Source organism: Azotobacter salinestris (genome assembly GCF_009363155.1).
Lineage (GTDB): Bacteria > Pseudomonadota > Gammaproteobacteria > Pseudomonadales > Pseudomonadaceae > Azotobacter > Azotobacter salinestris.
This window is the reverse complement of the sequence record NZ_CP045302.1, coordinates 162,792-182,936: the sequence shown is the minus strand read 5'-3', so window position 1 is coordinate 182,936 and position 20,145 is coordinate 162,792. Positions and strand designations below refer to the sequence as shown.

Sequence of the window (20,145 nt, the reverse complement as noted above, 5' to 3'; positions counted from 1 at the left end):
GGCGGTTCAAGGCATCGCGGGACTTGGAATGAGGGAGTGGACTTGCAGTGAGTGTGGTGTCACGCACGACCGCGATGTGAATGCGGCCAGGAACATTCTCGCGGCCGGGCATGGCCGTCCAGTCGTGGGAATCCCCCCGCCCTTTTGGGCGGAGAAGATGTCAAGTCCGGCTTCGACTATCACTGCAAGCTTATGAGACACAAGTGTCTCGCCCTAGGTGTCTCGCCCCTGTTTCAGGCCTGTCACAGAACACCCCGCCCCAGCCCCGACAAACTGCGGCGAATCCGCACAGGCTGTGGGCTTGCGGCACCTTGGCACACCTCCTGCCTTAACCATTCGCAGACGTGCTCTTGCGCACTCCCCAGAAAATCCAAGAACCACAAGAATCAGGAGAATCCTCCATGCGGTATGCCCATCCCGGCAGTGAAGGCGCCATCGTTTCCTACAAGGTCCGCTACGGCAACTACATCGGCGGCCAGTTCGTGCCCCCGGTGAAAGGCCAGTACTTCACCAACAGCTCGCCGGTCACCGGCGAGGAATTCGCCGAATTCCCCCGCTCCACCGCCGAGGACATCGAGAAGGCACTGGACGCCGCCCACGCCGCCACCGCCGCCACCGCCGCCTGGGGCCGCACCTCGGTGCAGGAACGCGCCGCCGTCCTGCTGAAGATCGCCGACCGCATCGAGCAGAACCTCGAAGTGCTGGCCGTCACCGAAACCTGGGACAACGGCAAGCCGGTCCGCGAGACCCTCAACGCCGACGTGCCGCTGTCCGCCGACCACTTCCGCTACTACGCCGGCTGCATCCGCGCCCAGGAAGGCAGCACCGGCGAGATCAACGAGAACACCGTCGCCTACCACTTCCACGAGCCGCTGGGCGTGGTCGGCCAGATCATCCCGTGGAACTTCCCGCTGCTGATGGCTGCCTGGAAGCTCGCCCCGGCCCTGGCCACCGGCAACTGCATCGTGCTCAAGCCCGCCGAGCAGACCCCGCTGTCGATCACCGTGCTGCTCGAGCTGATCGGCGACCTGCTGCCGCCTGGCGTGCTGAACGTCGTCCACGGCTTCGGCCGCGAGGCCGGCGAGGCGCTGGCGACCAGCAAGCGCATCGCCAAGATCGCCTTCACCGGCTCCACCCCGGTGGGCGCGCACATCCTCAAGTGCGCCGCCGACAACATCATCCCGAGCACCGTCGAACTGGGCGGCAAGTCGCCGAACATCTTCTTCGAGGACATCATGCAGGCCGAGCCGGCCTTCATCGAGAAGGCCGCCGAAGGCCTGGTGCTGGCCTTCTTCAACCAGGGCGAGGTGTGCACCTGCCCGTCGCGCGCGCTGATCCAGGAATCCATCTACGACGACTTCATGCAGGTCGTGATGAAGAAGGTCGGCCAGATCAAGCGCGGCCATCCGCTGGACACCGACACCATGGTCGGCGCCCAGGCCTCCAGCCAGCAGTTCGAGAAGATCCTCTCCTACCTGGAAATCGCCCGCAGCGAAGGCGCCGAAGTCCTGACCGGCGGCGCCGCCGAGCGCCTGGAAGGCAGCCTGGCAAGCGGCTACTACATCCAGCCGACCCTGCTCAAGGGCCACAACAAGATGCGCGTGTTCCAGGAGGAGATCTTCGGCCCGGTGGTCGGCGTCACCACCTTCAAGGACGAAGCCGAGGCCCTGGCCATCGCCAACGACACCGAGTTCGGCCTGGGCGCCGGCGTCTGGACCCGCGACATCAACCGCGCCTACCGCATGGGCCGCGGCATCCAGGCCGGCCGCGTGTGGACCAACTGCTACCACCTGTATCCGGCGCACGCCGCCTTCGGTGGCTACAAGAAGTCCGGCGTCGGCCGCGAAACCCACAAGATGATGCTCGACCACTACCAGCAGACCAAGAACCTGCTGGTCAGCTACGACATCAACCCGCTGGGCTTCTTCTGATGCACTGCCCCCGTCCCCAGCCCTCCGCGGGCAGGGGACGGAATTGAATCGAGACGGTCAGGGCGAACCCTCGCCCGAATCACGGTAAAAACCTGGCCGATGGCCGCACCTCCCCGCCGGTGCCCGCGTGCGCGACCCGCGCGGGCATCGGGACGGTCCGGCGCGGCCGCCTGGTGTGCAAGGTCGCTTTAAAACAAGACAACAATAGAGAGGAAATCCTCATGAGCAGCACCTTCTTCATCCCTGCAGTGAACATGATGGGCATCGGCAGCCTCGACGAGGCCATGGGCGCGATCAAGAACCACGGCTTTCGCAAGGCGCTGATCGTCACCGATGCCGGCCTGGCGAAAGCCGGCGTGGCCGACAGGGTTTCCCAGTTGCTGGCCCAGCAGGATATCGCTTCCGTCCTCTACGACGGTGCCAAGCCGAACCCCACCGTCAGCAACGTCGAAAACGGTCTGACCCTGCTCAAGAGCAGCGGCTGCGACTTCGTCATCTCCCTGGGCGGCGGCTCGCCCCACGACTGCGCCAAGGGCATCGCCCTGTGCGCCGCCAACGGCGGGCACATCAGCGAGTACGAGGGCATCGACCGCTCGGCCCGCCCGCAGCTGCCGCTGGTCGCCATCAACACCACCGCCGGCACCGCCAGCGAGATGACCCGCTTCTGTGTCATCACCGACGAGACCCGCCACGTGAAAATGGTCATCGCCGACCGCAACGTCACCCCGCGGCTCTCGGTCAACGACCCCTCGCTGATGGCCGCCATGCCCAAGGGCCTGACCGCCGCCACCGGCATGGACGCGCTGACCCACGCGGTCGAGGCCTATGTCTCCACCGCCGCCACCCCGATCACCGACGCCTGCGCCCTGAAGGCCGTCGAGCTGATCTCCGCCAACCTGCGCAACGCCGTGGCCAACGGCGGCGACATGACCGCCCGCGAGAACATGGCCTACGCCCAGTTCCTCGCCGGCATGGCCTTCAACAACGCCTCGCTGGGCTACGTGCATGCCATGGCGCACCAGCTCGGCGGCTTCTACGATCTGCCCCACGGCGTCTGCAACGCGGTCCTGCTGCCGCATGTGGAAAGCTTCAACGCCAGCGTCTGTCCGGATCGCCTGCGCGACGTCGTCAAGTCCATGGGCGTCGACGTCCAGGGCATGAGCGCCGAACAGGGCGCCCAGGCTGCCCTCGCGGCGATCCGCACCCTGTCCAAGGACATCGGCATCCCGGGCGGCCTCGCCGAGCTGGGCGCCAAGGCCGACGACATCCCGACCCTGGCCGCCAACGCCCTGAAGGACGCCTGCGGCCTGACCAACCCGCGTCCGGCCGACCAGCAGCAGATCGAGGAAATCTTCCGCAGCGCCTTCTAAGGCGGCGGATCGCCCGGGCCGGCTGCCCCGCTCCGGCCGGCCCGGACTCCCGTTCCCGGCTTCACCGTCACTGTGCTCCCCGCCATGACCTACCCCTCTGGTGGCGGGGAGCAACTTTTTCGCTTTTCTTTGCACGCCGCTCCTTGCCTTGGCGGGCCGGCCCAAGCGGGCCTTCCGTGCCTTCTGATAAGGGGGCTATTAGCTTTGCTCCAGCTTCTTCAGTTTTCGATACAGAGTTGCCCGTGCGATGCCAAGACTGCGCGCGGCAGCCGAGATATTACCGCCGGTCGCCTCTAAGGCCGACCTGATTGCATATAGTCCGGAGGCTTGCAGAGTCCTTCCTGCATGCAGCTGTGGTGTATCGATCTTGGCCAAGCGTTCGATCTTGCTTTCGTGACCTTCCCATATTTCCTCTGGCAGATGCTTCAGGTCGATTTCCCATTCGTCCTCTGCCAACGCCGCCGCCAAACGCAGCACTTGATAGAGCTGGCGAATATTACCTGGCCAGTGATAGGCCAGTAGCGCCTGCTGCGCCGCCATGCTCAATCTGAGTGGTTGGCGTGCCGTAGTTTCTGCTCGTAGCAGATGCTCAATCAGTATTGCCAAGTCCTGACGCTGGCGTAGAGCCGGCAGGGTCACGCGCAATCCATTGATACGGTAGTAGAGGTCTTCGCGGAACTCCTGGATGGTGCAGAGCTGCTTGAGGTCACGGTGGGTGGCGCAGATCAATGCGAAGTCCACTTGGATTACCTGGTTGCTGCCTAGACGAGTCAAGCTGCGCTCCTGCAGAACGCGCAGTAGGCGGCCCTGCAGTTCAAGAGGCATGTCACCAATCTCGTCAAGAAAGAGGGTGCCTTTATGTGCTTGCTCGATTTTTCCTGTGGCACCACCTTTGCGACTGCCGGTAAAAGCACCTTCGACATAGCCGAACAGTTCAGATTCGATCAGGCTGGCTGGTATGGACGAGCAGTTGATTGCCACGAAGGGCTCGCCCATCCGATTGCTGCCATCATGCAGCAGCCGGGCGAAAACTTCCTTGCCGACACCGGTTTCGCCATTGATCAACACTGGTATGTCATGCGCAAAGGCCTTGTGCCCACGGCTGAGAGCTGCTTGTACGGCTGGATCCTGTAGGCAGGGGGAAGGTGTCGATGGTAGTGGCGGCTTGGTGAGTTGCGCCGTCGCAGACCTTGGCTTCGACTTCGGATACTTAGTCGGACTAACTGTTATGTAGGAGTACAGTTTACTGCCAAGGTGGCTGCGCAGATGCAGCGGCTTGCCGAGGTCATGATGACGATAACGAACAACATGAGCGAACGGTAGCTCGAATAGATCGGCGAAATCCAGTCCAGCTAGGTTGCTACCAAGCTGCAACACCTCTCTGGCGATACGGTTGGCGTTGCGCAGCTTGCCAGACAGATCGAAGGTCAACAGTCCCTCCAACGGTGTAGCGAGAATTTCCGGGCGGTGATGCAAGTGTACCAATAACACATCATCAAGTTGCGTGAACAGGCGGTTCTCGATGGTGCGGGCAGTAAGTATTAAAGATTCAAATATATAGAGCGAAGGCACGCTTTGTTTACTGCTGAGGTTCAGAACTCCGGTGAGTCTACCGTCGAGACCGAAGATCGGCGTGGCTAAGCACGAGAACTGCCGAGCCTCTTCTAAGTAATGCTCAGTGCCAGAGAAGACAACTGGTACTTGTTCTACTAAAGCGCAGCTGGGAGCGGTGCTACCAACATTTTGCTCTAACATCTGAACACCGATGCGAAATATTTGGTTGAGTTCTCGTGTGGTTTGATTACGATCACTGAAGGTACTTAGCACCACTCCTTGCGGGTCTATACAGGCAAGCACCCAATCCTGCATGGCTAGGGCGGAGTGCAGTTGTTGCATTTCTGGAGTGGCGTATTCAAGCAGTAGACGGTTGCACTCGATTATCTCGTCACCACTGGCCACCAATGGGGCATCGAATAAAAGCCTATCGGACGGAGACAACCCATAGTCACGCGAACGATTCCAAGATCGGGCAACTAATGAATTGTACTGTGCCAGGTCGGTGGGTAGGGCAAAAGCTGTCGCTGCTGTGTTATTGGTTTTGTTCATGGCATGCGTCTATAGGTGTGTATCAAGTTTGTACTGGATCCGAGCCAGGTGATTGTATCAAATTGAGACAAGGATACTGAAAATACTGCTTTTGTGACCCATGGTAACGACATATCTTTACGCAACCTACTGAATTTACTGTATTTTTATTTTTTGGCATGTAGTGTGCTCTATACAAAATGATTTTCTTGATTTTCAAGAGTTACAGTGTCAACCATAAACAAAAACAATAAGGTAATATTGATGAGCTGGTTTGTTAAGCTGGCCGGCAATAGCAATTCCTCGCTTTTGCGTCAGTTACATATTATGTGCACCTTGCATGTTTCATTATTTTGCTTGTCGGCTGCATTCTCTTGCGACGTCGCAGCTGTGGATGTTGAAGCCGGTGATTATGCGCCGCTTCCTGATGGTAGCACTATAGGTTTGCTGTACTATCAGCATGCAGAGCGCAATGAAATTTATGTCGATGGGCATAAGCGGTCCAGTGCTGCTGGTCTAGACTCCGATATAGGTATCCTGCGCATTGTGCACTATATGCAACTTGGCAAGTATATTGTCGACCCTCAATTCCTATTGCCATTCGGCAGTATGCGGGCTAATGGTGAAACGAAAAGCCTTGGTAGTGATAGTGGTATTGGTGACTTAATCCTGGCTGCCACTGTCTGGCCGCTAAATGATCTGGTTAAACAGCGTTATTTCGGTATAACCCCTTTCCTCTATGTACCCATCGGTAGTTATGAAAGAGACCGAGCGGTCAACCTCGGTGAGAATCGTTGGAAATTTGCTTTGCAAGCTGGCTATGCTACTGCCCTGACCGACAAAGTGAGTCTCGACTTGGTTGGTGATGTAACTTTCTTCGGTAAGAATGATGACTATGGAAGCGGTGGTGTTACAAAAAGGCAGGATGCCCTATACCAGGGTCAGATTTTTCTACGCTACAACTTTACCGATACATTTGATGTTCGTGCTAGTCTATCGAAACTCTGGGGAGGCGAGAGTAAAATCGATGGCGTGAGCATGAACGATGAACCTGACACCCTTAGGTATACTGTTGGAACCTCTTTCTTCGTTTCGCCAAGCACGCAACTGATGATAAATCTTGGTTCAGATATTTTAGTTGACAATGGTTTTAAGGAGGATGGACGTATAAGTCTAAGGCTTCTACAGCTATTTTGAGCCACTGGATTATTACTCTCTCCATGATGGCTTTGGGTAAGTTTTAGAGTGCGCTGACCCCTCAACTTACATCGTTATTAAGTTTTTCTTTTTTCGAAAATTAAACCACAGGACAATCCATAGATTTCCAATCAACTTTGCAAGTGAGAGTTTCGCCATAACAATAAAAGAGGTTCTGCTTGATGCTAAAGATACAGTGTACTTGTTGTGTGCTCAGAAGCTTGTCCTTCGCGCGGCTAATGCCGCTAGAGCATTTTTGGCCTGACTAACTACTCTTACTGTGTCATAAAGCTAGAGCATTTTTAGAAAATACGAATTCGACATACAGGGGTTGCTCTTCCTGGTCATTTCGGTTCTCCTCTCCCGCTCGGACAAGGGGACCGGAATGGCTCGGGCATACAGTGCGGATCTTCGCCAGCGCGTCGTCGACGCGGCCATGGGTGGGCTGTCGGCTCGGCAGGCCGCCGAGCGATTCGACGTCGGGACGGCAACAACGATCGTCTGGGTACGGCGCTTCCGGGAAGGCGGGGAACTCGTCGCCCGCCGACAGGGTAAGCCCCGGGGCTTGCGGCTCGATCCCCATGCGGACTACCTGCTCGGCCTGCTCGAGCAGACCCCCGACCTGACGCTGGCCGAACTCGCCGCGACCCTCGAACGGGAGCGTGGCGTCCGTGTCAGCCTGGCGACGGTGTGGACGTTTCTCGACCGGCACGCCATGACGTTCAAAAAAAGACGGCGCATGCAGCCGAGCAGCAACGGCCGGACGTCCAGGCAGTCCGACAGGGATGGATCGAGGAGCAGTCCGGTTTCGATTGGCGCAAGCTGATCTTCGTCGACGAAACCGCCGCTTCGACGAACCTGGCCCGCCTGCGGGGCTGGGCCCCTCGCGGCGAGCGCTGCCGGGCCGCGATCCCCCACGGCCACTGGAAAACCACGACCTTTACCGCCGGCCTGCGGCTGGATGGCCTGAGCGCGCCGCTGGTGCTCGATGGCGCCATGAACGGCCCGGTCTTCCTGGCCTATGTCGGGCAGGTTCTGGTACCCGAGCTGACGCCCGGCGATATCGTGGTGATGGACAACCTGCCGGCCCACAAGGTGGCGGGGGTACGCCAGGCCATCGAAGGCGCAGGAGCCACACTGCGCTACCTGCCACCCTATAGCCCCGACCTGAACCCGATCGAGATGGCCTTCTCCAAGCTCAAGGCACTGCTGAGAAAGGCGGCGGCGCGGACCGTGCCGGAGCTGTGGCAGAGCATTGGCGAGGCGATTGCGCAGTTCTCTGCACAGGACTGCAGGCACTACTTCGAGGCAGCCGGATATGAATCGGGATAAGGTAAAAATGCTCTAGACGTTCATCTGCTCGCTATTTTTCCGTCCGCAGCACGGACAGCGATCAAGACAGCTCGCCAGCCGCTGGGCGATCAGCCAGCGTAAGGTCGTGATCGAGTTGGCTTGATGACGCTGGGGCCGCTGAGCGGCCCCGCGGAACGTACTCGTTGGGTAAGACAGATGGCGGGCGGAGTGTGGCGTTTTTTTGGGTGGCCGGATGATGCAGGCGCTCGGCCACGAGAAAGCCATAGGCGGCAATGCACAGCGAGGCGTGATGGTGAAAGCCACGCCAGCCTCGCCCTTCATAATGGGCAAGACCGAACTCCTGCTTCAGTTCCTGGTAATCACGCTCGATACGCCAGCGCATCCTGGTCACGGCAACGAGCCGTTCGAAAGACGTGTCCGCGGGCAGGGTCGACAGGACGTATTTTTCCGGTTCCTGCTGCCCCTCGGGCCACTCGATGAGCAACCACTCCTCGTCGCGTGCGGCAGTCCGCTGGTGGTCACGATGCGCCGCCCGCACCCGAACCGCGGCAAAGCGACCGGACAGTGCCGTGTTGCTGCCCTGTCGCCAGGTGACGGTACGATAAGCGCTGGCCGGCAGACCGAGCGCCAGCGCCTTCACGCTGACCGGCCGATGTTCGGCATCCCGCCGCAGCAGACGGGGTTTGCGTCCCACGCCTTTCCACGGTTCCGGGGGCAGAGGCGCCTTGCCTTGCGGCCAGACGGTCGTCGCTCCCTGCACGCCGACGGCGTAGGCCAGCCCCAGCTCGGTCAATCCATCGCGAAATCCCGTATCGTTGCCGTAGCCGGCATCGGCCAACACAGCACCCCGCGCAATTCCCGCAGCCAGAGCGGCCTTGACCTGTTCCAGTGCAATCGTGGGCTTGGTCTGGAACCCAACCCCTTCCGGCACGCCGGCGCGGGTGCGCCGCGCCGTATCTGCCGCCCAGTCCTCGGGCAGATACAGCCGCCAGGCCACGGGAAGACTCGCCCTCTCGGTAGCCAGCGTCAGACTCACGGCAATCTGGCAATTGTCCCGCTTGCCCAATTGGCCACAGTACTGGCGCGCCACACCGACCGAGTGCTTGCCCTTCTTCGGAAAGCCCGTGTCGTCGATGATCCAGTAGCGCTCGGTGCCACCCTCGCGCAGCAGCGCCGGCTCCACCCAGGCCCGCACACGCTCGAGCAATCCCTCGTCCGACCAGTCGGACTTGGCTACGAAATGATGCAGTGACTGGTGGCGTGCCCGCACTGCATGGGGATCGATTCCTGCAGCCAGCGGTTCGACGCTCTTTCGTGCCAGCGGCAACATCAGTCCCTGACAATACCCACGCAGACCTTCATGCCGGTCCACGTGGCCCAGGGAGTCGCACAGATGATCGAGGTAAGCTTCGAAGCGCTGTTCCATCCGTTATCCGTTCGCTCGTGAATCCAGAATCCAGCCAGCTGTTGAAACGGCTGTATTCTCCTCGATTCCTTATGACACAGTAAGACTAGTGGGCTGTCTGTAAAGTTCGTTAACCCAATGCCGGGCCAGTACTGTGCGCTCTATCGCCATGGATTGAGCATTCATATGGCCCGGCCAGCAGCCCCTTTTCTCTTGAACCCCGGTGATGCCGATAAGCTGCAAGGCTGGCTGCGCCTGGGGTCGCTGCCTCAGAGCATCGGCCAGCGAGCCAGAATTCTGTTGCTGCTGGCCAATGGCCTCACGCCCAGGGAGATCAGCGAGCAGCTGCACGTCTCCGCGCCAGTGATCTTCAAATGGCGCAAGCGCTATCAGGAGGCTGGCCTTGAGGGACTGAGCGACCTGCGGCGCAGCGGAGCACCGCGCAAGCTCGACGAGGCGAAGATCAAGGAAATCCTGACGCTGACGACCCAGCGGGTGCCGCGCGAGGCTACCCACTGGAGCCTGCGATTGATGGCCAGGTACGCCGGGGTCAGCATCTGGCAAGTCGCACAGGTGTGGGCGGCTGCCGATCTTGAGCCGCACCGCTTGAAAACCTTCAAGATCAGTAACGATCCGCACTTTGCAGACAAAGTGGTCGATGTCGTCGGGCTGTACTTGAATCCGCCCGACAACGCCCTTGTGCTGTCTGTTGACGAAAAAACGCAGATCCAGGCGCTGGATCGCACGCAGCCCATGCTGCCGCTCAAGTCCGGGCAGGTTGAGCGGCGGACGCATGACTACAAGCGTCATGGGACGGCCAGCTTGTATGCCGCCTTCGACATCCTGACGGGCAAGGTCATGGGCCGTATCACGCAACGGCACAGGGCCAGGGAGTTTCTCGAGTTCCTGCGACAGATCGACCGCAGCACCCCGTCCGAGCTGGACCTGCATGTGATTCTGGACAATAGCTCGACTCACAAGACTGCGGCCGTCAAGGAGTGGCTGGGGAAGCATCCCCGTTTCAAGCTGCACTTCACGCCGACCAGCGCCTCCTGGCTGAACGCCGTGGAGGGCTGGTTCGCTCAGTTGGAAAGACGGGCGCTTTATCGTGACACCTTCAGCAGCGTGGCTGATCTGAGAGCGGCTATTCGTCGGTTCATCGAGGCTCATAACGAACATTCGGCCAAGCCGTTCCGCTGGAACAAAACGGCTGAGTCGATTATCGGCTCGGTGCATCGAGCAAAGCTGGCAGTTATTCGGAATGAGTTATTGGATTAACCAGACAGGCTACTAGTGGTTGTGGCCGAGCCGGGATCGGGCAGCCAAGCTGAACGGAAGCATGGGTTCGCAAGCGCGGGAGGTGGCTCATGGGATGGCGTCGAGGGCAGGCCTACGGGCAGGATCTGCGCGATCGGGTGCTGGCGGCTGACGGCTCGACTCGCGAGGTGGCCAGGCGCTTCGCGGTGAGCGAGTCCTATGTGGCGCGGGCACGCTCGCGACAGAAACTGGGCCAGGTCAGTGCCGGGGTCCAGTGCAACCACGTACCCCCTCGACTCCAGGGGCTCGAAGAGGCGCTGACCGAGCGCGTGGCCGCGGCCCCCGAGCAGACACTGACGCAGTTGTGCCAGTGGATCGAGGCCGAGCATGGCGTGCGGGTGAGCCTGACCACGCTGTGGAAAACGCTGGGGCGGTTGGGGCTGACACTCAAAAAAAGTCATTCCAGGCCGCCGAGCAGCAACGTGCCGACGTAGCGCAGGCTCGCCACGCCTGGGCCGCAGGGCTGTCCCTGCTCGACGTGCGCCGCATGGTGTTTCTCGACGAGACCTGGGCGAGCACGAACATGAGCCCGAGCCGGGGACGTTCGCCACGCGGGCGACGCTGTCCGGGACAGGTGCCCCAGGGTCATTGGAAGACGACCACCTTCGTCTGTGCGCTGCGCAGCGACGGGTTGGTCGCTCCGCTGGCTCTCGATGGGCCGATCAACGGGCAAGCGTTTCGCGCCTGGATCGAGCAGGCGCTGGCGCCCACCCTGGGTGCCGGGGACATCGTGGTGATGGACAACCTCGGCTCGCACAAGGTGGCCGGTGTGCGGGAGGCCATCCAGGCGCGCGGTGCCGAGCTGCGCTATTGGCCGCCGTATAGTCCGGACTACAACCCGATCGAGCAGGTGTTCGCGAAGCTGAAGGCGCTGCGGCGCAAGGCCGCCGCCCGCACGGTCGATACCCTGTGGTCGGCCATCGGCACCTTGCTGGAGCGCTTTCCGTCCGCCGAATGCGAACGTTATATCCGTCATTGCGGCTATGGCTGGTCAGGATGAAAAGGGTCTAGTCGCAGCGTGGCGAACATGCCGGCGCTGCCGGCCAGCGAGTTGCCGTCGATGCCCAGGCCCTGCCGGGTCACCACTGCGAAGTGATCCAGCTAGTGTGGTGAATCACAACTACTCAGGATAAGTCTTGTCTACCGCGGAGCTGGCAGAGTTTTTTCGGAGGGCATGCGATGAAAACAGGCCGCCCAGCCGTTCGGATCGAACTGACCGAACAAGAGCATGCCGAACTCACCCGCCGCCGAGCCAGGCACAAGGGGCCTGCCGATATGCAGCTGCGCGCCGAGATCATTCTGTCCTGCGCTCGAGGCGAGTCCGGCTCTTCCATTGCTCGACGGCTCGGCATTACGGCGCAAACCGTTTCGAGGTGGCGCCTTCGCTTCGCCCGTTTGGGCCTGCAAGGCCTCAATGACGAGCCGCGCTCAGGCCGCCCACGCAGCATCAGTGATGAAAAGGTCCAGGAAGTGGTCGACCGGGTGCGGCAGACCAGGCCCGACGATGCCAGTCATTGGAGCTCGCGCCGGATGAGCAAGGCCACCCATATTTCACCGGCGAGCGTACAGCGTATCTGGCGAGCCTTCGGGCTCAAGCCTCACCTGGAGCACACCTTCAAGCTGTCCACCGATCCCGCCTTTGTCGACAAGGTGCAGGATATCGTAGGGCTCTACCTGAATCCGCCGGATAAGGCGCTGGTACTGTGCGTCGATGAGAAAAGCCAGATCCAGGCGCTCAATCGAACACAGCCGGGGCTGCCGCTGGAGCCTGGGTATCCGGCGACCCGTACCCATGATTATCAGCGCCATGGCACGACGTCCTTGTTTGCCGCCCTGGATGTGGCCACCGGCGAGGTGATCGGACGTCTCAAGCGCCGTCACCGCAGCGCAGAATTCCTGGAGTTTCTCAGGGCCATCGAGGAAACGGTCGAGAGCGACAAGGCCATACACCTGATCATGGATAACTATGCCGTGCACAAGACCGACAAGGTGCGTGCCTGGCTTGTCGCACACCCGCGTCATCATGTGCATTTCACCCCGACGTCTGCGTCATGGCTGAATCTGGTGGAGCGCTTTTTCTCGATGCTCACCCAGAAGTGGATAAAGCGCCAGGCCCATACCCGCGTGAAGGATCTCGAGCAGTCCATCGAGTATTACCTGGCGACCTACAACCAGAATCCAAGGCCCTTCCGCTGGCGTAAGGGAGCAGGTGAAATCCTGGCCTCTGTCGGCAGGGCTGCTCGAGCCTTGCAAAGAAATAATGAAGCGAACTTGTGATTCACCACACTAGTGTGGTGAATCACAACTACTCAGGATAAGTCTTGTCTGCCGCGGAGCTGGCAGAGTTTTTTCGGAGGGCATGCGATGAAAACAGGCCGCCCAGCCGTTCGGATCGAACTGACCGAACAAGAGCATGCCGAACTCACCCGCCGCCGAGCCAGGCACAAGGGGCCTGCCGATATGCAGCTGCGCGCCGAGATCATTCTGTTCTGCGCTCGAGGCGAGTCCGGCTCTTCCATTGCTCGACGGCTCGGCATTACGGCGCAAACCGTTTCGAGGTGGCGCCTTCGCTTCGCCCGTTTGGGCCTGCAAGGCCTCAATGACGAGCCGCGCTCAGGCCGCCCACGCAGCATCAGTGATGAAAAGGTCCAGGAAGTGGTCGACCGGGTGCGGCAGACCCGGCCCGACGATGCCAGCCATTGGAGCTCGCGCCGGATGAGCAAGGCCACCCATATTTCACCGGCGAGCGTACAGCGTATCTGGCGAGCCTTCGGGCTCAAGCCTCACCTGGAGCACACCTTCAAGCTGTCCACCGATCCTGCCTTTGTCGACAAGGTGCAGGATATCGTAGGGCTCTACCTGAATCCGCCGGATAAAGCGCTGGTACTGTGCGTCGATGAGAAAAGCCAGATCCAGGCGCTCAATCGAACACAGCCGGGGCTGCCGCTGGAGCCTGGGTATCCGGCGACCCGTACCCATGATTATCAGCGCCATGGCACGACGTCCTTGTTTGCCGCCCTGGATGTGGCCACCGGCGAGGTGATCGGACGTCTCAAGCGCCGTCACCGCAGCGCAGAATTCCTGGAGTTTCTCAGGGCCATCGAGGAAACGGTCGAGAGCGACAAGGCCATACACCTGATCATGGATAACTATGCCGTGCACAAGACCGACAAGGTGCGTGCCTGGCTTGTCGCACACCCGCGTTATCACGTGCATTTCACCCCGACGTCTGCGTCATGGCTGAATCTGGTGGAGCGCTTTTTCTCGATGCTCACCCAGAAGTGGATAAAGCGCCAGGCCCATACCAGCGTGAAGGATCTCGAGCAGTCCATCGAGTATTACCTGGCGACCTACAACCAGAATCCAAGGCCCTTCCGCTGGCGTAAGGGAGCAGGTGAAATCCTGGCCTCTGTCGGCAGGGCTGCTCGAGCCTTGCAAATAAATAATGAAGCGAACTTGTGATTCACCACACTAGTGTGGTGAATCACAACTACTCAGGATAAGACTTGTCTACCGCGGAGCTGACAGAGTTTTTTCGGAGGGCATGCGATGAAAACAGGCCGCCCAGCCGTTCGGATCGAACTGACCGAACACGAGCATGCCGAACTCACCCGCCGCCGAGCCAGGCACAAGGGGCCTGCCGATATGCAGCTGCGCGCCGAGATCATTCTGTCCTGCGCTCGAGGCGAGTCCGGCTCTTCCATTGCTCGACGGCTCGGCATTACGGCGCAAACCGTTTCGAGGTGGCGCCTTCGCTTCGCCCGTTTGGGCCTGCAAGGCCTCAATGACGAGCCGCGCTCAGGCCGCCCACGCAGCATCAGCGATGAAAAGGTCCAGGAAGTGGTCGACCGGGTGCGGCAGACCCGGCCCGACGATGCCAGTCATTGGAGCTCGCGCCGGATGAGCAAGGCCACCCATATTTCACCGGCGAGCGTACAGCGTATCTGGCGAGCCTTCGGGCTCAAGCCTCACCTGGAGCACACCTTCAAGCTGTCCACCGATCCCGCCTTTGTCGACAAAGTGCAGGATATCGTAGGGCTCTACCTGAATCCGCCGGATAAGGCGCTGGTACTGTGCGTCGATGAGAAAAGCCAGATCCAGGCGCTCAATCGAACACAGCCGGGGCTGCCGCTGGAGCCTGGGTATCCGGCGACCCGTACCCATGATTATCAGCGCCATGGCACGACGTCCTTGTTTGCCGCCCTGGATGTGGCCACCGGCGAGGTGATCGGACGTCTCAAGCGCCGTCACCGCAGCGCAGAATTCCTGGAGTTTCTCAGGGCCATCGAGGAAACGGTCGAGAGCGACAAGGCCATCCACCTGATCATGGATAACTATGCCGTGCACAAGACCGACAAGGTGCGCGCCTGGCTTGTCGCGCACCCGCGTTATCACGTGCATTTCACCCCGACGTCCGCGTCATGGCTGAATCTGGTGGAGCGCTTTTTCTCGATGCTCACCCAGAAGTGGATAAGGCGCCAGGCCCATACCAGCGTGAAGGATCTCGAGCAGTCCATCGAGTATTACCTGGCGACTTACAACCAGAATCCAAGGCCCTTCCGCTGGCGTAAGGGAGCAGGTGAAATCCTGGCCTCTGTCGGCAGGGCTGCTCGAGCCTTGCAAAGAAATAATGAAGCGAACTTGTGATTCACCACACTAGGTCAGCCCGTAGCCGACGCGGTGCTCGCTCAGCGCATCGAACATCGGACCGGGCTCGCCGCTGACGTGCACCTGGATCGGCAGGTCGAGGGCGCGTGCGGTGTCGTATTCCTGCTGGCGCATCGCCCAGTTGTCGGAATCCTCACGATTGCGCGGCAGGCGCCAGGCCAAGCGGATCCGCCCCCGTGCGTCCTTGCCTCGGCGTTCGGCCAGAGCGCGCAACTGCGCGAGGTCGATCGGGTAGCGAGTAGTCTTGACCGCCGTAGTTCATCACCACGCGGATGCCGGACGCCTCCAGCGCCTGCAGCCCGGCCTCGCCATGCGCCGGAGTGAGGATGTTGTCGAAGAAGTCGGCGGTCGTGGTGATGCCGCCCTGCAGCAGTTCCAGTGCGCCGAGATGCATGGCGGTGCGGGTATCTTCCGGCGTCATCGCCGCGGCCAGACGCGAACTCACCGAGAAGAATTACCCGTCGCGGTTGCGAAACTGCCCGCGCATCGTGGTCACGTACAGGTGCGAATGCGTGTCGACGAAGCCCGGCAGCACGATCTGCCCGCGGGCGTCGATGCGCCGGGCGTCGCCGGCGTCCAGACGGCGAGGATGCGGCCGTCGCGAATGAGCAGCTTGCCGCCATCCATGTCGCCCAGTGTCGGGTCCAGCGTCATCACGTAGCCGCCCTGTACGAGCAGCGCTTCGTCCGCGGACTCGGCACCTGCCTGCCAGGGCTGGCAGGCGATCAGCAGGAAGGACAGCAGGCGCGTCATGGCCGGCGACAGCGGCTACGGCGGCGAGCAAGGCGGGAGGCCAGAAAGGATGTCACGGCCCCTTGCCATTAGCGTTTTTGCGCCGTACGAGCCGGCCGCCAATCCACAGTATTCCGCCAATCAACGCCGAACCGGCAAAGACCAGCGAAAAGGCCGTCAGCACTGCGATATACAACACAGCCGACAAGATGGAGAAGAACACTTGAAAGCACTGCCCGATGCACCTGAGCGCGATATGCAGTGGCGGCTTTGGATTTGCCAGGGGCACCGGTGTGTTCGTCCAGGTTCGATCAATTTCTTTCAGATCGTTCAGATTCATGGCTACACCTCCTTGTGGAACGACGAAGCTGTGCTCGCGCTTTAGTTGCGCCTCCACGTACCGGTTTGGAGCGATGACGATCGGCTCGAATCCGTTACGCACAGCTCCCTCTACGCCCGCCGGGCCATCCTGGAGCATGCAATGGCTCGCCTCGTGGCTCGGGTAATTCCCTTCCTCTGATAAATCTAGGGCCTGTTGAGGTTTTGCGCGAGCGGCAGAAAGCACGGAGGCCATGCATGGTCGCTGGTCGATAACAGACACCGGGAGATTCTTGCCGGCGGCATGACGAAAGGTTATCGGTCAATCCAAAGCGCTCATTGGGCAAGCCGCCGCGGCCTGATTACAGTGGCCCCAGCCCTGCCGTGCAGCGCCCCGGCCCGTCCAACAACAACACCCGCAGCGCCCAGGCTACGAGACACCGCACCTCCAGGCCGTTCGCGACAACGGCCAGGCGCCGCGGGGTGATCGTCTCGGCGCCTGCTTGCAGTAGTGGAGACTCCCCATGCAACTGATTGCCAGAACCGGCGACAACGGCAGCGCCGTGATCCGCCTCAACGCCCAGGACGACGTCCTGATCGCCCGCCGGCCCCTGGAGGCGGGCCAGCTCCTTCCCGAAGAAAACCTGCAGGTGCGCCAGGCCATTCCAGCCGGGCACAAGGTCGCCGTCCGGGCCGTGGCCGCCGGTCGGCCGGTGCGCCGCTACGGGCAGATCATCGGTTTTGCCAGCGCTGCCATCGCGCCGGGCGAGCACGTCCACGTGCACAACCTGAGCATGGGCGAATTCAGCCGCGACTACGCCTTCGGCGCCGATGCCCGGCCCACCGCCGCCGCGCTGGAAGGCCCCACCTTCAGAGGCATCGTGCGCCCTGACGGACGTGTCGCCACCCGCAACTACGTGGGCATCCTCACCTCGGTGAACTGCTCGGCCACCGTCGCCCGGGCCATTGCCGATCACTTTCGCCGCGACATCAACCCCGCCGCCCTCGCCGACTATCCCAACGTCGACGGCGTGGTCGCCCTGACCCACGGCTCCGGCTGCGCCATCGACGCCAGTGGCGAGGGCCTCGGCATGCTGCGCCGGACCCTCGGCGGCTATGCCGCGCATGCCAATTTCGCCGCCGTGCTGGTGGTCGGCCTGGGCTGCGAAACCAACCAGATCGACAGCCTGCTGGCCAGCCAGGGCCTCGAGCGCAGCGACGCGCTGCGCACCTTCACCATCCAGGACAGCGGCGGCACCGCCCGGGCCGTGGCCAGCGGCATCGCCCAGGTCAGGGAACTGCTGAGCGCGGCCAACCGCGTCGAGCGCCAGCCGGTCAGCGCCCGGCACCTGGTCGTCGGCCTGCAGTGCGGCGGCTCGGACGGCTATTCCGGCATCACCGCCAACCCGGCCTTGGGCAATGCAGTGGACCGCCTGGTAGCCTGCGGCGGCACCGCGATCCTCTCCGAGACTCCGGAGATCTACGGCGCCGAGCACCTCCTGACCCGCCGCGCGGTCAGCCGCGAGGTCGGCGAGAAGCTGATCGCCCGCATCCGCTGGTGGGAGACCTATTGCGAGCGGATGGGCGCCGAGCTGAACAACAACCCCTCGGCCGGCAACAAGGCCGGCGGCCTGACCACCATCCTCGAGAAGTCGCTGGGTGCCGTGGCCAAGGCCGGCTCCGGCAACCTGGTCGAGGTGTACGAATACGCCGAGCGGGTCCGCGCCCAGGGTCTGGTGTTCATGGACACCCCCGGCTACGACCCGGTCTCGGCCACCGGCCAGGTCGCCGGCGGTGCCAACCTGATCGCTTTCACCACCGGCCGCGGCTCGGCCTACGGCTGCGCCCCGGCGCCCTCGATCAAGCTCGCCACCAACACGGCCCTGTGGCAGCGCCAGGAGGAGGACATGGACATCAACTGCGGCAGCATCGCCGACGGCTCGACCAGCATCGAGGCCTGCGGCGAGGCGGTGTTCGAGCTGATGCTGCGCATCGCCTCGGGCGAGCGCAGCAAGAGCGAGGTGCACGGCTACGGCCAGAACGAGTTCGTGCCCTGGCAGATTGGCGCCATCACCTGAAGCGCCCCGGCCGGCTCTCCCCGGGAGGGCCGCCGCATCCCTGTTCTCCGAAGCCCGTTTCCTTTCGCCTCGCCGGCGGAGGCTTTCTATTCCCCCAGAATCAAGGAGTCCCCCATGCCCCGGATCATCGGTCACAACTACATCGCAGGAGTCCGCAGCAACAAGGGCGACGTCATCGTCCACAGCCTCGACGCGACCACCGGCGAGAAGTTGCCCCATGACTTCTACCAGGCCACTCCCGCCGAGGTGAACGCCGCCGCCGAGGCCGCCGCCGCTGCCTACCCGGCCTACCGCGCCCTGCCCGCCGCCCGCCGCGCCGAGTTCCTCGAGGCCATCGCCGCCGAGCTCGACGCCCTCGGCGACGACTTCGTCGCCCTGGTCGGCCGCGAGACCGCCCTGCCCGCCGCGCGCATCCAGGGCGAGCGCGGCCGCACCAGCAACCAGATGCGCCTGTTCGCCCAGGTCCTGCGCCGCGGCGACTTCCACGGCGCGCGCATCGACCGCGCCCTGCCCGAGCGCCAGCCGCTGCCGCGGGTCGACCTGCGCCAGTGCCGCATCGGCCTCGGTCCGGTCGCAGTGTTCGGCGCCAGCAACTTCCCGCTGGCCTTCTCCACCGCCGGCGGCGACACCGCCGCGGCCCTGGCCGCCGGCTGCCCGGTGGTGTTCAAGGCGCACAGCGGCCACATGGCCACCGCCGCGTGCGTGGCCGACGCCATCCTGCGCGCCGCCGGGAAGACCGGCATGCCCGCCGGGGTGTTCAACATGATCTACGGCAACGGCGTCGGCGAGGCGCTGGTCAAGCACCCGGCAATCCAGGCGGTGGGCTTCACCGGCTCGCTCAAGGGCGGCCGCGCCCTCTGCGACATGGCCGCCGCCCGGCCGCAGCCGATCCCGGTGTTCGCCGAGATGTCCAGCATCAACCCGGTGCTGCTGCTGCCCGCGGCACTGAAGCAGCGCGGCGAGCAGATCGCCCGGGAGCTGACCGCCTCGGTGACCCTGGGCTGCGGCCAGTTCTGCACCAACCCGGGGCTGATCGTCGGCCTGCGCTCGGCGGAGTTCTCCGCCTTCCTCGCCGCCTTCGCCGCCGCCATGGCCGACCAGGGCCCGCAGACCATGCTCAACGCCGGCACCCTGAGAAGCTACGAGCAGGGTATCGCCGCCCTGCACGCCCATCCGAAGATCAGGCACCTGGCCGGGCAGAAGCAGGAAGGCCAGCAGGCCCGGCCGCAGCTGTTCCAGGCCGACGTCGCCCTGCTGCTGGAGGGCGACGCGCTGCTCCAGGAGGAGGTCTTCGGGCCGACCAGCGTGGTCGTCGAGGTGGCCGATGCGGCCGAGCTGGTCCGCGCCCTGCACGGCCTGCACGGCCAGCTCACCGCCACCCTGATCGCCGAGCCGGCGGACCTGACCGCCTTCGCCGCCGTGGTCCCGGTGCTCGAGCAGAAGGCCGGGCGCCTTTTGCTCAACGGCTACCCGACCGGGGTGGAAGTCTGCGACGCGATGGTCCACGGCGGCCCCTACCCGGCCACCTCGGACGCCCGCGGCACCTCGGTGGGCAGCCTGGCGATCGACCGCTTCCTGCGCCCGGTGTGCTACCAGAACTACCCGGATGCGCTGTTGCCCGAGGCGCTGCAGAACGCCAACCCACTGAGCATCCTGCGCCTGGTCGACGGCCAGCCGAGCCGCGAGGCGCTCTAATCCTTGCCGGTCAACCGGGGGCGCAGGCCCCCGGA

At 62.5% G+C, this 20,145-nt stretch carries 18 protein-coding genes; 12 read left to right on the top strand and 6 right to left on the bottom strand.

Annotated elements, in window-relative coordinates:
* Positions 1 to 28: 28 nt before the first annotated feature.
* From GCU53_RS26730 to yiaY, 3 genes are all read left to right on the top strand, one after another.
* The gene (locus GCU53_RS26730) at positions 29 to 196 is read left to right on the top strand and encodes a zinc ribbon domain-containing protein (RefSeq protein WP_425278160.1); all 168 of its coding nucleotides are present in this window, start codon (positions 29 to 31) and stop codon (positions 194 to 196) included.
* A 205-nt stretch (positions 197 to 401) separates the two neighbouring features.
* Positions 402 to 1,931, top strand: a complete 1,530-nt coding sequence (gene exaC, locus GCU53_RS01020; RefSeq protein ID WP_152385974.1) for an acetaldehyde dehydrogenase ExaC — start codon at positions 402 to 404, stop codon at positions 1,929 to 1,931.
* A gap of 221 nt (positions 1,932 to 2,152) precedes the next feature.
* The gene (gene yiaY, locus GCU53_RS01010) at positions 2,153 to 3,301 is read left to right on the top strand and encodes an L-threonine dehydrogenase (protein WP_152385973.1); all 1,149 of its coding nucleotides are present in this window, start codon (positions 2,153 to 2,155) and stop codon (positions 3,299 to 3,301) included.
* 198 nt (positions 3,302 to 3,499) lie between these two features.
* On the opposite strand, the gene GCU53_RS01005 is transcribed toward yiaY, so the two are convergent.
* Positions 3,500 to 5,407: a sigma-54-dependent Fis family transcriptional regulator gene (locus GCU53_RS01005; RefSeq protein WP_152385972.1), complete on the bottom strand. Its 1,908-nt coding sequence runs from the start codon at positions 5,405 to 5,407 to the stop codon at positions 3,500 to 3,502.
* A gap of 243 nt (positions 5,408 to 5,650) precedes the next feature.
* Between GCU53_RS01005 and GCU53_RS01000 the strand changes: the two genes are divergently transcribed.
* The gene (locus GCU53_RS01000; protein WP_152385971.1) at positions 5,651 to 6,583 is read left to right on the top strand and encodes a transporter; all 933 of its coding nucleotides are present in this window, start codon (positions 5,651 to 5,653) and stop codon (positions 6,581 to 6,583) included.
* A gap of 385 nt (positions 6,584 to 6,968) precedes the next feature.
* A protein-coding gene (locus tag GCU53_RS00995; protein ID WP_425278168.1) for an IS630 family transposase occupies positions 6,969 to 7,915 on the top strand; the annotation gives its coding sequence in 2 pieces (ribosomal slippage) (positions 6,969 to 7,314 and positions 7,314 to 7,915; 948 coding nt in all).
* A gap of 61 nt (positions 7,916 to 7,976) precedes the next feature.
* Here GCU53_RS00995 and GCU53_RS00990 read toward each other — a convergent pair.
* Positions 7,977 to 9,323 carry an IS701 family transposase gene (locus GCU53_RS00990; protein ID WP_152385970.1) on the bottom strand — a complete coding sequence of 449 codons (1,347 nt, stop codon included), beginning with the start codon at positions 9,321 to 9,323 and terminating at the stop codon, positions 7,977 to 7,979.
* Between the two features lie 165 nt (positions 9,324 to 9,488).
* Between GCU53_RS00990 and GCU53_RS00985 the strand changes: the two genes are divergently transcribed.
* From GCU53_RS00985 to GCU53_RS00965, 5 genes are all read left to right on the top strand, one after another.
* On the top strand, positions 9,489 to 10,580 hold the full coding sequence (locus tag GCU53_RS00985; RefSeq protein ID WP_152389741.1) for an IS630 family transposase: 1,092 nt from the start codon (positions 9,489 to 9,491) through the stop codon (positions 10,578 to 10,580).
* 89 nt (positions 10,581 to 10,669) lie between these two features.
* Positions 10,670 to 11,619, top strand: a protein-coding gene (locus tag GCU53_RS00980) for an IS630 family transposase (RefSeq protein ID WP_208845411.1) whose coding sequence is annotated in 2 segments (ribosomal slippage) — positions 10,670 to 11,008 and positions 11,011 to 11,619 — 948 coding nt in all. Because the reading frame shifts where the segments join, the coding sequence is not laid out codon by codon here.
* A 179-nt stretch (positions 11,620 to 11,798) separates the two neighbouring features.
* The gene (locus GCU53_RS00975; protein ID WP_152385968.1) at positions 11,799 to 12,896 is read left to right on the top strand and encodes an IS630 family transposase; all 1,098 of its coding nucleotides are present in this window, start codon (positions 11,799 to 11,801) and stop codon (positions 12,894 to 12,896) included.
* Positions 12,897 to 12,983: 87 nt separating this feature from the next.
* A complete protein-coding gene (locus tag GCU53_RS00970) occupies positions 12,984 to 14,081 on the top strand; it encodes an IS630 family transposase (RefSeq protein WP_152385967.1) in 1,098 nt (365 codons plus the stop codon).
* A gap of 87 nt (positions 14,082 to 14,168) precedes the next feature.
* Complete coding sequence (locus GCU53_RS00965) at positions 14,169 to 15,266, top strand: IS630 family transposase (RefSeq protein ID WP_152385966.1); 1,098 nt, start codon at positions 14,169 to 14,171, stop codon at positions 15,264 to 15,266.
* Between the two features lie 9 nt (positions 15,267 to 15,275).
* Here the strand turns inward: GCU53_RS00965 and GCU53_RS25855 are convergent, their stop codons facing one another.
* The 4 genes from GCU53_RS25855 to GCU53_RS00955 are packed head-to-tail and all read right to left on the bottom strand — an operon-like array spanning position 15,276 to position 16,359.
* Positions 15,276 to 15,449: a hypothetical protein gene (locus GCU53_RS25855; RefSeq protein WP_244306975.1), complete on the bottom strand. Its 174-nt coding sequence runs from the start codon at positions 15,447 to 15,449 to the stop codon at positions 15,276 to 15,278.
* Positions 15,421 to 15,732: an amidohydrolase family protein gene (locus tag GCU53_RS25850; RefSeq protein ID WP_244306972.1), complete on the bottom strand. Its 312-nt coding sequence runs from the start codon at positions 15,730 to 15,732 to the stop codon at positions 15,421 to 15,423. Before GCU53_RS25850 ends, GCU53_RS25855 begins: the two co-directional genes overlap by 29 nt.
* Positions 15,733 to 15,779: 47 nt before the next feature.
* Positions 15,780 to 16,040, bottom strand: a complete 261-nt coding sequence (locus GCU53_RS25845) for a hypothetical protein (RefSeq protein ID WP_244306969.1) — start codon at positions 16,038 to 16,040, stop codon at positions 15,780 to 15,782.
* Between the two features lie 52 nt (positions 16,041 to 16,092).
* On the bottom strand, positions 16,093 to 16,359 hold the full coding sequence (locus tag GCU53_RS00955; RefSeq protein ID WP_152385965.1) for a hypothetical protein: 267 nt from the start codon (positions 16,357 to 16,359) through the stop codon (positions 16,093 to 16,095).
* 502 nt (positions 16,360 to 16,861) lie between these two features.
* Between GCU53_RS00955 and GCU53_RS00950 the strand changes: the two genes are divergently transcribed.
* Both GCU53_RS00950 and GCU53_RS00945 read left to right on the top strand, forming a co-directional pair.
* Positions 16,862 to 18,415, top strand: coding sequence for a UxaA family hydrolase (locus GCU53_RS00950; protein WP_152385964.1), 1,554 nt, complete (start codon positions 16,862 to 16,864; stop codon positions 18,413 to 18,415).
* 114 nt (positions 18,416 to 18,529) lie between these two features.
* Positions 18,530 to 20,110 (top strand): aldehyde dehydrogenase (NADP(+)), encoded by a 1,581-nt coding sequence (locus GCU53_RS00945; RefSeq protein WP_152385963.1) that lies wholly within the window; start codon positions 18,530 to 18,532, stop codon positions 20,108 to 20,110.
* The last annotated feature ends 35 nt before the right edge of the window (positions 20,111 to 20,145 follow it).

What these genes read in the sequence shown, in the direction of transcription:
- GCU53_RS26730 (WP_425278160.1), top strand. Translation starts at nt 29, where the DNA reads ATGAGGGAGTGGACTTGCAGTGAGTGTGGTGTCACGCACGACCGCGAT.
- exaC (WP_152385974.1), top strand. Translation starts at nt 402, where the DNA reads ATGCGGTATGCCCATCCCGGCAGTGAAGGCGCCATCGTTTCCTACAAG.
- yiaY (WP_152385973.1), top strand. Translation starts at nt 2,153, where the DNA reads ATGAGCAGCACCTTCTTCATCCCTGCAGTGAACATGATGGGCATCGGC.
- GCU53_RS01005 (WP_152385972.1), bottom strand. Translation starts at nt 5,407, where the DNA reads ATGAACAAAACCAATAACACAGCAGCGACAGCTTTTGCCCTACCCACC.
- GCU53_RS01000 (WP_152385971.1), top strand. Translation starts at nt 5,651, where the DNA reads ATGAGCTGGTTTGTTAAGCTGGCCGGCAATAGCAATTCCTCGCTTTTG.
- GCU53_RS00990 (WP_152385970.1), bottom strand. Translation starts at nt 9,323, where the DNA reads ATGGAACAGCGCTTCGAAGCTTACCTCGATCATCTGTGCGACTCCCTG.
- GCU53_RS00985 (WP_152389741.1), top strand. Translation starts at nt 9,489, where the DNA reads ATGGCCCGGCCAGCAGCCCCTTTTCTCTTGAACCCCGGTGATGCCGAT.
- GCU53_RS00975 (WP_152385968.1), top strand. Translation starts at nt 11,799, where the DNA reads ATGAAAACAGGCCGCCCAGCCGTTCGGATCGAACTGACCGAACAAGAG.
- GCU53_RS00970 (WP_152385967.1), top strand. Translation starts at nt 12,984, where the DNA reads ATGAAAACAGGCCGCCCAGCCGTTCGGATCGAACTGACCGAACAAGAG.
- GCU53_RS00965 (WP_152385966.1), top strand. Translation starts at nt 14,169, where the DNA reads ATGAAAACAGGCCGCCCAGCCGTTCGGATCGAACTGACCGAACACGAG.
- GCU53_RS25845 (WP_244306969.1), bottom strand. Translation starts at nt 16,040, where the DNA reads ATGACGCGCCTGCTGTCCTTCCTGCTGATCGCCTGCCAGCCCTGGCAG.
- GCU53_RS00955 (WP_152385965.1), bottom strand. Translation starts at nt 16,359, where the DNA reads ATGAATCTGAACGATCTGAAAGAAATTGATCGAACCTGGACGAACACA.
- GCU53_RS00950 (WP_152385964.1), top strand. Translation starts at nt 16,862, where the DNA reads ATGCAACTGATTGCCAGAACCGGCGACAACGGCAGCGCCGTGATCCGC.
- GCU53_RS00945 (WP_152385963.1), top strand. Translation starts at nt 18,530, where the DNA reads ATGCCCCGGATCATCGGTCACAACTACATCGCAGGAGTCCGCAGCAAC.